A 12,129-nucleotide genomic window follows, 5' to 3' on the forward strand; every position below is an offset into this window, starting at 1 on the left:
CTTCACCACTGTCGGCCTGCGCGCTGGCAAGCAATTCACCTTGGGTAACGGCACCACCCTGACCCCGCGCGGCAGCCTCGGCTGGCGGCATGCCTTCGGCGACACCACGCCGGACGCCGACCTGCGCTTTGTCGATGGTGGTGCGGCGTTCAGCACCCAAGGCGTACCGATCGCCAAGGATGCGGCGGTGGTCGAGGCGGGGCTGGATGTGAGTGTTGGCGCAGCGGGCAAGCTGGGTGTTGGCTATTCGGGACAATTGTCCAGCGATAGCCGGGACCATGCAGTGACCGTGAGCTTCAGCATGGGCTTCTAGGGCCTAAATCGCTGGCAAGCCCGGCTCCCACAGATTCAGCACTGAACTTGAGACTTGTGCAGTATCTGTGGGAGCCGGGCTTGCCGGCGATGCTCTTAACCGCGCTGCCGCGCCAGCGTCATCGCGGTGTCTTCGATCATGTCTTCCTGCCCGCCGACCATCCCGCGTCGGCCCATCTCCACGAGAATCTCCCGCGCCGACACGCCGTATTTCTTCTCGGCACGCTTGGCAAACAACAGGAACGAACCGTAGACCCCGGCAAAGCCCATGGTCAGGGCATCGCGGTCGCTGCGGATCGGGAAGTCCATGATCGGCACCACCAAATCCTCGGCCACGTCCTGGATCTGGAACAGGTTGACGCCGGTCTCGATCCCCATGCGTTCACACACCGCGACCAACACTTCCATCGGCGTATTGCCGGCACCGGCACCAAGTCCGGCGCAGGCGGCATCGATGCGGGTAGCGCCAGCGGCGATGGCGGCGATGGAGTTGGACACGCCCATCGACAGGTTGTGGTGGCCGTGGAAGCCGATTTCGGTTTCCGGGTTGAGCGCGGCACGCAGGGTGGCGACGCGCACGCTCACGTCCTCGGGCAACAGGTAACCCGCCGAGTCGGTGAGGTAGATGCAGTTGGCACCGTAGCTCTCCATCAACTTGCCCTGTTTCGCCAGGCCCTCGGGGCTGTTCATGTGGGCCATCATCAGGAAACCGACTGTATCCAGGCCCAGCTTGCGGGCGTGGGTAATGTGCTGCTCGCTGACATCGGCCTCGGTGCAGTGGGTGGCCACGCGAAGGGTGGAAACCCCGAGTTCATGGGCCATCTTCAGGTGATCGACGGTGCCGATGCCGGGCAGTAGCAGGGCGGAGACTTTCGCTTGCTTCATCAGCGGGATCACCGCGGACAGGTAGGCTTCGTCGCTGTGGGCCGGGAAACCGTAGTTCACCGAGCTGCCGCCGAGGCCGTCGCCGTGGGTGACTTCGATCAGCGGGATGCCGGCGGCATCGAGGCCGCAGGCGATGTCTTTCATCTGTTGCAGGCTGATCTGGTGACGCTTGGGGTGCATGCCGTCACGCAGGCACATGTCGTGTACGGTGATGCGCTTGCCACGAAGGTCCATGGTGTTCTCCTTAGGCGTGGGCGGGCTGGACGGCGCGCAATTGCAGCTCGCCCTTGAGGATGGCTTCGGCGTACATCTCGGCGGTGCGGGCGGCGGCGGCGGTCATGATGTCGAGGTTGCCGGCGTACTTGGGCAAGTAGTCGCCTAGGCCCTCGACCTCCATGAACACCGAAACCCGGTTGCCGTCGAACACCGGCCCGTTGACCAGCTTGTAGCCCGGCACATAGCGCTGAACCTGGGCGATCATCGCGTCGATGGCCGCGCGGATGGCGTCCTGGTCAGGCTCGTCTTCGGTCAGGCAGTGCACGGTGTCGCGCATGATCAGCGGCGGCTCGGCCGGGTTGATGATGATGATCGCCTTGCCTTTTTTCGCGCCGCCGACCTGTTCGATGGCACTGGCGGTGGTGCGGGTGAATTCATCGATATTCTTGCGCGTGCCCGGGCCCACCGATTTCGACGCCGCGGTGGCGATGATCTCGGCGTACGCCACCGGCTGCACGCTGGACACCGCCGCCACCAGCGGGATGGTGGCCTGGCCGCCGCAGGTGACCATATTGACGTTCATCGCGCCCAGGCCGAGGTTGGCCTTGAGGTTGACCGGCGGCACGCAGTACGGGCCGATCGCCGCGGGCGTCAGGTCGATCATCAGCACGCCGAGTTCATTCAGCTTGCGGCTGTTTTCCGCGTGGACGTAGGCCGAGGTGGCGTCGAAAGCGATCTGGATGTTGTCGTCGAGCACGTGCGGCAGCAGCCCGTCGACGCCGTCCGCGGTGGTTTTCAGGCCCAGTTCGCGGGCGCGCGCGAGGCCTTCGGAGGTGGCGTCGATGCCGACCATCCACACCGGTTCCAGTACCTCGCTGCGCTTGAGTTTGTACAGCAGGTCGGTGCCGATATTGCCCGGCCCGATCAGCGCGCATCTGATTTTCTTGCTCATCGTCTGTGGCTCCCCAGGGTGCTCAAGGTATGAAGCGCAGGCTGGACTGGCCCAGCCCGCTCATGGAAAGGCTGATGCGATCACCGGCGGTGACCGGCACCAGCGGCGCCAGAGCGCCGGAAAGAATGATTTCGCCACGGCGAAACGGAATGCCCAGCTCGCCCAGGGTGTTGGCCAGCCAGGCCACCGCCGCGCAGGGATGCCCCTGTACCGCCGAGCCGAAGCCGCTGCCGGCGGGTACGCCGTTCTTCAGCAGGTGCATTTCGACGCGGGCCAGGTCCAGCTCGCGCGGGTCGATACGCTGGGTGCCGAGGGCGAATACGCCGCAGGAGGCGTTGTCGGCGACCGTGTCCTGGATGCGGATCTGCCAGTTGTCGATCCGCGAATCGACGATCTCGAAGCACGGCATCACCGACTCGGTCGCGGCGAGCACGTCGTCGGCGCTGATCCCGGGACCGTGCAGGTCCTCGGCGAGGACAAAGGCGATCTCGCCCTCGGCCCGGGGCTGGATCAGGTGGTAGCGGGCCAGGCTGACATCGCTGCCATCGGCCACTTGCATGGCGTTGGTGAGGAAACCGAAATCGGGCTGATGCACGTCGAGCATCTCTTGCACGGCGCGGCTGGTGACGCCGATTTTCTTGCCCACCACCTGCTCGCCGAGGGCTTCGCGACGTTGCAGGAAACGCAGGGAAATACGGTAGGCGTCATCCAGGGTGATATCTGGAAAGCGCTCGCTGAGCGGCGCGAGGGTCTTGCGGCTGCGTAGCGCGTGGAACAGCTCGGCGCCGAGGGCATCGATCAAATGGGCGTCCATGACGTGGCTCTTTCTGAAGGAAGAAAAAAGGCCGGCCCCAACGGGTTCAAGGTGCCGGCCAAAAAGGGGAAGCGGTGTCAGCCGACCCAGACGCTGGAGTCGGCGCCGCCATCGACATCGATGATCTTGCCGGTGACCCAGGCCGAGGCCGGGCTCGCCAGGTACAGCGCGGCGGCGGCGATGTCCTCGGGGGTGCCCAGGCACTTGAGCGGGGTGTTGGCTTCCATGCTCTGGCGCATGGCGGCGGGCATGACCCCGGCGAGTGCGTCGGTCAGGGTCGGGCCCGGCGCCACGGCGTTGACCCGCACCTGCGGGGCGAAATCCTGGGCCAGTAGACGGGTCAGGTGGCTGAGGGCGGCCTTCGCGCTGCCGTAGGCGCTGAAGTGACGCTGCGAATAACGCGCCGCCACCGAACTGACGTTGATGATGTTGCCGCCGCCGGCCTCGCGCATCAGCGGCACACAGAGCTGGCAGAAGGCGTAGGCAGTGGACACGTTGAACCGCAGGATCTCGTCGAACTGTTCCGGGCTCAACTGCAGCGGGTCATTGGGCCCGCCGCCGCCGACGTTGTTCACCAGATGGGTAATGCGGCCCAGTTGCTCGTGGCTCTGGCGGACCAGGGCCTGGCGTTGTTCGCTGTCGTTGACATCGCAGGCGATGGCCAGGGCGCGCCGACCGAGGGCGCGGACCTCCGCGGCGACCGCCTCGACGTCCGCCAGCGAGCGCGCCGAGCAGACCACATCGGCCCCGGCCTCGGCATAGGCCAGGGCAATGGCCCGCCCGATTCCACGGCCACTGCCGGTGACAATGGCGACGCTACCGTCCAGTTGGAATCGCTTGAGGATAGTCATGGGCTGTCCCTTCTCCTGTGGTTTGGATGATGGAAGGGACTATGGCCGGGGCGGGGATTTGGGGGCATCGTCTCAATGGACTAGCGGGATGGCGCGAAATAGCTGGAACCACTGATTTGGGGCAGGTGAGTTGTTGGCGCGCTAGGTTGAGGTCTCTATTGGCAGGAGGCTGATATGGATCGTCCACACAACAAGCGTTTACGACATGGCCGTTTTTCCGAACAGGGGCGTTTGTATCTTCTGACCACTACGGTTGCGAACAGGGTCCCGATTTTTCGGGAGATGTGCCTGGCGAGACTGGTAATTGGACAGTTCCGGCAAGTGCAGGATGAGGGGCTGGCGAATTCGTTGGCCTGGGTTGTAATGCCTGACCATATTCACTGGTTGATAGAACTGCGGCAGACCAGCCTAAACACGCTGATGCAGCGCTTCAAGTCGCGTAGTGCGCGCAGCGTCAACGCGGCATGCGGGCGACAGGGCCGGCTGTGGCAGCCGGGCTTTCATGATCGGGCGTTGCGCCGGGAGGACGATATTCTCGAGGTTGCGCGGTACATCGTGGCCAATCCTTTGAGGGCCGGGCTTGTGCAGCGCTTGGGTGATTATCCGCATTGGGATGCAGTGTGGTTGTAGGGCCATCGCGAGCAAGCTCGCTCCTACAGGTTTGGGGGTGGGGGGGTAGGAGCGAGCTTGCTCGCGATGCGCCGCGCGGGCGGCGCTCGATCTCAAGAGCACTGAAATCCCCCGCCATGCCCTCGATACCAAAAAGCCCTAGTCCGCTTTGACGATGAACGACCCCGCCCGCGAATCCGATCATCACCCTCAGCTTGCGCAAGGGCGCAACCAGATCGGGAGAGTCGAGCGATGTACAGCATGCGTGACAAGAATGAAGAAGAAGTCGAGCTGATCGAGCGGGCACGACGCCTGGTGCCGTTGCTCAAGGAGCGCGCCGCGCAGGCCGAGCGCGAGCAGCGGGTGCCGGACGAGAGCATCATCGAGCTGCAATCCGCCGGTCTGTTGCGCGCGCTGCAACCCCGCGCTTTCGGCGGCTACGAGGTCGACCCGCGGACCTTTTTCGAAATCCAGATGATCCTCGCCGAGGGCTGCATGTCCACCGCCTGGATCTACGGTGTGATGGGCGTGCACCCCTGGCAATTGGCGCGCTACCCGATCGAGGCGCAACGCGAGGTCTGGGCCAATGACCACGGCGCGCTGATTTCTTCCACCTACATGCCGGCGGCCAAGGTCACGGTGGTGGAGGGCGGCTACCGCATCAGCGGGCGCTGGGGCTTCTCCAGCGGCAGCGAGCACTGTCAGTGGGTGTTCCTCGGCGGCATCCTGCCGGCCGACGGCGATTTCACCAGCGAGCACGGCACCTTCCTGCTGCCGCGCCAGGACTACCGCATCGAGCACAACTGGGACGTGTTGGGCCTGCGCGGCACCGGCAGCCACGACATCGTGGTCGAGGACGCGTTCGTTCCGGCGCACCGCGTGCAGCGCACCAACAACTGGCGGATCGAAGCCACCCCGGGCCGCCTGGTCAACACCAACCCGATCTACGCCATTCCCTTCGCCCAGGTGTTTTCCCGCGCGGTTTCGACTTCGGCCATCGGCGCGCTGCAAGGGGCGATCAACGAGTTCCGCGCCAATGCCGCCGCGCACATCGGCAAGCACGGTGCGCGCACCGCGGACGATCCGGTGGCGCAAATCTCGGTGGCCGAGGCGGTGATCACCGTCGATGCCCTCAAGCTGGTGCTGGAGCGCAACTACGACCACCTGATGAGCCTGGCCTGCGCCGGCGAGTACCCGGACACCGAAACCCGCCTGCTGTATCGCTATCAATCGTCCTATGTGACCAACGTCTGCGCCGACCGGGTCAACGACCTGCTGCGCAGCATGGCCGCGTCCGGGCTGTACAACAGCAACCCGGTGGCGCGGCTGTTCCGCGACCTGCACCAGGCCCGCGGCCACATCGCCAACAACTTCATGGCCTACGGGCGCAGCTTCGGCGCGGTGCAACTGGGCCTGCCCAACCCGGACCCGTTCGTCTGAGGCCCATCCCATCGCGCGTTCGCCTGCCTGTGCCGCACAGGCAGGTCGCCCGGAGTACCTGAACCATGAATGACTATCTGAGCTTGCGCGTGGCGCGGGTGATCGAGGAAACGGTCGACGCCCGCTCGCTGGTGTTCGACATCCCCGAGCACCTGGCCGAGCGTTTTCGTTATCAACCCGGGCAGTTTCTGACCCTGCGGGTGCCGTTCGAAGGCGGCTGGCTGCCGCGTTGCTATTCGCTGTCGAGCACGCCGTTGCTGGACGAGCCGTTGCGGGTGACGGTCAAGCGCGTGCGCGAGGGCCGCGCCTCCAACTGGCTGTGCGAAGAACTGCAGGAAGGCCAGACCCTGGAAGTGCTGCCGCCCGCCGGGGTGTTCGTGCCGCGCTCGCTGGACAGCGATCTGCTGCTGTTCGGCGGCGGCAGCGGCGTGACACCGGTGCTGTCGATCCTGCGCTCGGCCTTGCTCGCCGGCACTGGCAGGATCCTGCTGATCTACGCCAACCGCGACGAGCAGTCGGTGATCTTCCGCGACGAGCTGCGCTTCCTCGCCAACGCCCATCCGCAGCGCCTGCAGATCGTCCATTGGCTGGACTCGGTGCAAGGCGTGCCGGCCACGGCGCAACTGGCCGAACTGGCGCGTCCGTTTATCGATGCCCAGGCCTTTATCTGCGGCCCGGCGCCGTTCATGGATGCCGCGGTGGCCGCGCTGAAAAGCCTCGGCATGCCCACTGGCCGGGTGCATGTCGAGCGTTTCGTCTCGCTGCCGGGCGAAGGCGAAGCGTTGTCGCTGGTGGTCAGCGAGGCGGCGATGGCCGCGCAACTGGCGGTGCGTCTGGACGGCGAGGACTACGAGTTGCCCTGCGACAGCGGCGAAACCGTGCTCGACGCCATGCAGCGCGCCGGTCTCAACCCGCCCAGCGCCTGCCGCGTCGGCGGCTGCGCCTCGTGCATGTGCACCCTGGAAAGCGGCGCGGTCGACCTGCTGCACAACGATGCGCTGGACGCAGGCGAGCTGGCCGAGGGCTGGATTCTCGCCTGCCAGGCCGTGCCCACCACCGCGCAATTGCGTATCCGCTTCCCCGAATGATGAGCGAGTCGATGATGATCCCGAGCCAGAACCCAGTCGCAGCCGATACCGGTGCGCCCGCCAGCATCGCCCGGATGCTGTTCGACAGCGCGCGGCGTTTCGCCGGGCGCAGCGCCATCGAAGAAAACGGCGAATGCCTGGACTATGCCGACCTGCCCGAGCAGGTCCTGACCATCACCCGCGGCCTGATGGCCCTGGGCATCCAGGCCGGCGACCGCATCGGTCTGTGGGCGCCGAACAGCCGCCAGTGGATCCTCGCGGCGCTGGGTATTCACTGCGCCGGCGCGGTGCTGGTGCCGGTCAACACGCGCATGAAGGGCGCCGAGGCCGCCGACATTCTCGAACGCAGCGGCTGCCGCGTGCTGTTCGTGCAGCGGCAGTTTCTCGATGTCGATTACACCGCGCTGCTCGAACCCCATCGCCCGGCGAGCCTGGAGCATCAGGTGATCTTCGATGTCGAGCGCGCCACCGACGCCCGTGACCTCGGCTTCGGCCAGTTTCTCACCGGCGCCCTGACCATCGAAAAACTCACCGCCGAGCGCCGCGCCTTGTCGATCGGGCCGGAAGCGATGTGCGACCTGCTGTTCACCTCCGGCACCACCGGCAAACCCAAGGGCGTGATGAGTGCCCACGGCCAGAACCTGCGGGCGTTTGGCGAATACGTGCGGGTCATCGGCCTGGTGCCGGGGGACCGCTACCTGATCGTCAACCCGTTCTTCCACGCCTTCGGCTACAAGGCCGGCTGGCTGACCTGCCTGATCGCCGGGGCGACCATCCTGCCCCATGCGGTGTTCGACGCCGACGCGGTGTTCCAGCGCATCGCCAACGAACGCATCAGCGTGCTGCCGGGGGCGCCGACCCTGTACCTGTCGCTGCTGGCCCACCCACGGTTGGCCGAGACGGACCTGTCCAGCCTGCGTATCGCCGTGACCGGCTCGGCGAGCATTCCGCCGAGCCTGATCGAGCGGATGCGCAACGAGCTGGGCTTCAGCGTGGTGACCACCGCCTACGGCCTGACCGAATGCGGTGGGCTGGCGACCCTGTGTGACCCCGGCGACAGCGCCGAGACCATCGCCGGCACCAGCGGCCGGCCGCTGTCCGGCACCGAAGTGAGCATTCGCGACCCGCAGAACCAGGCGCTGGCCCAGGGTGAAACCGGCGAAATCTGCCTGCGCGGTTTCCACGTGATGCAGGGGTATTTCGAGAACCCCGAGGCCACGCGCGAGGCGATCGATGCCGACGGTTGGCTGCACACGGGCGACGTCGGCCGGCTCGACCCGCAAGGCAACCTGGTGATCACCGACCGCCTCAAGGACATGTACATCGTCGGCGGCTTCAACTGTTACCCGGCGGAAATCGAGGCGGCGTTGATCGCCCATCCGGCCATCGCCCAGGTCGCGGTCATCGGCATCCCCGATGCGCGCATGGGTGAGGTCGGCTGCGCCTGCGTGGTGTTGCGCGAAGGCCGGCAACTGGAGGAGGGCGAGCTGATCGCCTGGAGCCGCGAGCGCATGGCCAATTACAAGGTGCCTCGCAGCGTGCGGCTGTTCCCGGCGCTGCCGCTCAACGCCTCGGCCAAGGTGGCGAAGAACGAACTGCGTGCGTTGGTGGGCAACGGCTGATTTTCACCAAACGGACGATGTGCCGGCGCGGGCGCTGTTCCAGGCTGCGCCGGCAAGCCCCAAAACAACAAGAAAGGAGAAAGGAGCATGTCTTTGCCCAAGCGGATCGCCACCCGTGATGTTCGTCGTCGCAGCCTGCTGGCACTGGCCGTCGGCCTTGCCAGTGGCGCGGCCAGCGCCGGCCCGAGCTTCGAGCTGGGGGACAACACCACCCTCGACACCTCGCTGACGGTCAACTACACCGCCTCGATGCGTACCGGCAAGCCGGCCCACGAGTACCTCAACGACCTCAACAACGACGACGGCACGCGCAACTTCAAACGCGGCGCGCTGATCAACAACCGCGTCAGCCTGTTTGGCGAAATGCTGCTCAAGCACGACAACCTCGGCGCGGTGCTGCGCGGCAGCCACTTCTACGACGACGTCTATCACCAGCGCAACGACAACGACTCGCCCGGCACGGTGAACAAGGTCGGCCGCGCCGACGGTTTCAGCGACGACACCCGCCGCCTCAGCGGCAGCAAGGCGCGGCTGCTGGACGCCTATGTCTACGGCAACTTCGACATCGGCGACACCCAGTACCTGTCGGTCAAGGCCGGCCGCCACCTGGTGGCCTGGGGAGAGAGCCTGTTCTGGGCCAACATCAGCCAGGGCCAGGCGCCGGTGGACGCCACCAAATTCAACGTGCCGGGCACCGAGGCCAAGGACTCCTACCTGCCGGTGGGACAGGTTTCGGGGTCCTGGTCGCTGAACGAAGACCTGGCGCTGGTGGGCTTCTACCAGTACGAGTGGGAAAAGACCCAGCTCAACCCGGTGGGCGACTACTTCGGCAGCGACACCTTCGGCCCGGGCGCCGAGTTCTTCCGCCTGGCGCCCGGCGTGATCGCCAACCTGCCGGACAAGAGCTTCACCGGGGTCAATTACGCCGGCGAACTCAAGCCGCGCGATAGCGGCCAATGGGGCCTGGGCGTGCGCTACCGGATCACCGAGAACACCGAAGTCGGGCTGTTCCACTACCGCTACCACGAGCGCGTCGGCTCGATGTTCTTCGACTTCAGCGGCACCACCGAATACTCGTCGCTCAAGCGCCTGGCGCGGCACAGCGGCGTGGAGTCAGCGCCGGCCTATCGCCTCGGCTACTTCGAGGACGTCGCGCTGACCGGTATCAGCTTCAGCTCGAAGATCGGCGACTCGGTGCAGTACGCCGGCGACCTCAGCTACCGCGACGGCGCCTCGGTGTACCTGGACAACGGCGCGCCGACCACCGGGCAAATCTGGCAGGGCAACCTCAACGCGTCGTACATCCTCGGCCCGAGCTTTATCGCCCAGCAGACCACCTTCATGGGTGAAGTGGTGCACCAGCGCATCGAGAGCGTCGACAAGCTGGTGGTCAGCGGCGGCGGGGCGGGCGTCGATGGCGTGTACGACAACTTCGAGTCGGCCACCCAGACCCGCGGCTCGACCCTCCTCGGGATCGGCGCCTACATGGACTACCCGTCCATCGCCAACGGCCTGGACCTGACCACCAAGGTGGTGTGGACGCAGAACGTCGACGGCAGCGCCTACCAGGGCCTGGGCCGCGACGAGAAACGCCTGACCGTGGGCGGCGATTTCAAGTACTTGGGCAACTTCCAGGTCGGCCTGACCTACGTGGCCTACCTCAGTTCGCCGGATATCGCCCAGGGCCGCCTGATGGCCGACCGCGATTACCTGTCGTTCAACGCCAAATACACCTTCTGACGCAATCGGCCACGCCCTGGCGGCGTGGCCGGTTTTGTTCGTCCAAACGTCGAGGCCTGTCATGCAAACCCGTTCCGCTCCATCGCCGTTCAGCCCCGTCACCATCGGCCCGCTGACCCTGAAAAACCGCTTTATCAAGGCCGCCACCAACGAAGGCATGAGTGCCAACGGCGTGCCCTCCAAACAACTGGCGGCGTTGCACGCCAACCTCGCCGGCGGCGGCGTGGCCCTGACCACGGTGGCCTACTGCGCGGTCAGCAAGGACGGCCGCACCTTGCCCAACCAGTTGATCCTCGAACCGTCGAGCCTGCCGCACTTCAAGGCCCTGACCGAGGCCGTGCACGCCAAGGGCGGCCTGGCCAGCGCGCAGATCACCCACGGTGGTTGCTTCACCTTCATCCGCGAACGCTCGACCAAACGACCGCTGTCGGCCAGCGGCGGCTTCAACAAGATCGGCATGATGAGCGGCATGTTCCTCAAGCAAGCCATGACCGAGCGCGACATGCAGCAAGTGGTCGAGGACTTCGCCCAAGGCGCGCGACTGGCCCGCGAGGCCGGCTTCGACGCGGTGGAAATCCACATGGGCCATGGCTACCTGCTCAGCCAGTTCATCTCGCCGCTGTACAACAAGCGGCGCGATCAATACGGCGGCAACCTGGAAAACCGCCTGCGCTTCCCGCGCCGGGTGCTGCGCGCGGTGCTCGACGCGGTGGGCCACGAGCTGGCGGTGATCTGCAAATACAGCATCACCGAAGGCGTGCGCGCCGGTAACAGCGCCGAAGACGGCGCCCGCATCGCGCGCCTGCTGGAAGAAGAGGGCGCGCACCTGCTGGTGCTCAGCGCCGGGATGAACGCCGAATCCATCACCACCATGTTCGGCTCGTCCTTCCCCAAGGAAAACCGCGTGCAACAGAAGAACCCGGTGATCGCCCTGGCCATGGCCATCCAGCGCATGACCGACCCGGTGGTGGAGTTCCGCGAGCTGTACCTGCTGGAACACGCGCGCAAGGTCCGCGCCGCGGTGAAAATGCCGCTGGCGTACCTGGGCGGCGCCAAGAGCCTGGGCAGCATTGAACAACTGATGAGCGAAGGCTTCGACCTGGTTGCCATGGGCCGGGCGCTGATCGCCGAGCCGGGGTATGTCAACAAACTGGCCAATGGCGAGGGGCGCAGCAACAAATGCACGGCGTGCAACCGTTGCGTGGCGATGATGTATACGCCGGGCGGGACCTCGTGCGTGTTGGGGCAGCCGGGGGATGCTGCGTTGAATCGGGTGCCGGCGGCGGGCTAGGTGGTGGGGCTGGGGCTGTGGGCTTATCTATTCGATAAAGTCTGGGGAAGCTGAGGACGCTATCGCCGGCAAGCCGGCTCCCACAGGGGGGCCCGGAGCGCAGCGTAGGGCCGGATGCAGGAGCCAGCGGTTTTCGTCTATTTTGCCAAGACAAAATGGACTCGCCGTAAAGGCGAAAGGGGCCGGCGGCTTCGCCACATTGAATGGATAAGCTCACAGCCCTAGCGCCAACACCCAGGCCCAAGGTGGTCGCCTTATCGCGAGCAAGCTCGCTCCTACACATACATGCATATGCATGCACATGCATGC

11 protein-coding genes are annotated in these 12,129 nt (G+C 65.7%); 7 read left to right on the forward strand and 4 right to left on the reverse strand.

What is annotated here, in order from left to right:
- Positions 1-313: autotransporter outer membrane beta-barrel domain-containing protein (locus tag NTD88_RS01535; protein ID WP_262155907.1), on the forward strand; the 313-nt coding region annotated here is incomplete at its 5' end.
- A 95-nt stretch (positions 314-408) separates the two neighbouring features.
- Here NTD88_RS01535 and dmpG read toward each other — a convergent pair.
- The 4 genes from dmpG to NTD88_RS01555 all read right to left on the reverse strand — a co-directional run bounded on the left by dmpG (position 409) and on the right by NTD88_RS01555 (position 4,030).
- Entirely contained in the window at positions 409-1,431 is a 1,023-nt protein-coding gene (dmpG, locus tag NTD88_RS01540) for a 4-hydroxy-2-oxovalerate aldolase (protein ID WP_095158401.1), read from the reverse strand.
- A 10-nt stretch (positions 1,432-1,441) separates the two neighbouring features.
- A complete protein-coding gene (locus tag NTD88_RS01545) occupies positions 1,442-2,365 on the reverse strand; it encodes an acetaldehyde dehydrogenase (acetylating) (RefSeq protein ID WP_262155906.1) in 924 nt (307 codons plus the stop codon).
- Between the two features lie 22 nt (positions 2,366-2,387).
- Positions 2,388-3,179, reverse strand: coding sequence for a fumarylacetoacetate hydrolase family protein (locus NTD88_RS01550; RefSeq protein ID WP_095158403.1), 792 nt, complete (start codon positions 3,177-3,179; stop codon positions 2,388-2,390).
- Between the two features lie 77 nt (positions 3,180-3,256).
- Positions 3,257-4,030, reverse strand: a complete 774-nt coding sequence (locus tag NTD88_RS01555) for a glucose 1-dehydrogenase (RefSeq protein ID WP_262155904.1) — start codon at positions 4,028-4,030, stop codon at positions 3,257-3,259.
- Positions 4,031-4,204: 174 nt separating this feature from the next.
- Here NTD88_RS01555 and NTD88_RS01560 point away from each other — a divergent pair, with 174 nt between their 5' ends.
- The 6 genes from NTD88_RS01560 (at position 4,205) to NTD88_RS01585 (ending at position 11,820) form a co-directional block, all read left to right on the forward strand.
- On the forward strand, positions 4,205-4,660 hold the full coding sequence (locus tag NTD88_RS01560) for an REP-associated tyrosine transposase (RefSeq protein ID WP_262155903.1): 456 nt from the start codon (positions 4,205-4,207) through the stop codon (positions 4,658-4,660).
- A 231-nt stretch (positions 4,661-4,891) separates the two neighbouring features.
- Positions 4,892-6,079 (forward strand): acyl-CoA dehydrogenase family protein, encoded by a 1,188-nt coding sequence (locus tag NTD88_RS01565; RefSeq protein WP_262128613.1) that lies wholly within the window; start codon positions 4,892-4,894, stop codon positions 6,077-6,079.
- 65 nt (positions 6,080-6,144) lie between these two features.
- Positions 6,145-7,167 carry a ferredoxin--NADP reductase gene (locus NTD88_RS01570; protein ID WP_262155902.1) on the forward strand — a complete coding sequence of 341 codons (1,023 nt, stop codon included), beginning with the start codon at positions 6,145-6,147 and terminating at the stop codon, positions 7,165-7,167.
- A 14-nt stretch (positions 7,168-7,181) separates the two neighbouring features.
- Positions 7,182-8,789, forward strand: coding sequence for a FadD3 family acyl-CoA ligase (locus NTD88_RS01575; protein ID WP_262155909.1), 1,608 nt, complete (start codon positions 7,182-7,184; stop codon positions 8,787-8,789).
- 87 nt (positions 8,790-8,876) lie between these two features.
- Positions 8,877-10,529, forward strand: coding sequence for a DUF1302 domain-containing protein (locus NTD88_RS01580; RefSeq protein ID WP_262128612.1), 1,653 nt, complete (start codon positions 8,877-8,879; stop codon positions 10,527-10,529).
- A 61-nt stretch (positions 10,530-10,590) separates the two neighbouring features.
- The gene (locus NTD88_RS01585; protein WP_095158409.1) at positions 10,591-11,820 is read left to right on the forward strand and encodes an NADH:flavin oxidoreductase; all 1,230 of its coding nucleotides are present in this window, start codon (positions 10,591-10,593) and stop codon (positions 11,818-11,820) included.
- Positions 11,821-12,129: the final 309 nt, after the last annotated feature.

The organism is Pseudomonas sp. 20P_3.2_Bac5, from assembly GCF_025466035.1.
Lineage (GTDB): Bacteria > Pseudomonadota > Gammaproteobacteria > Pseudomonadales > Pseudomonadaceae > Aquipseudomonas.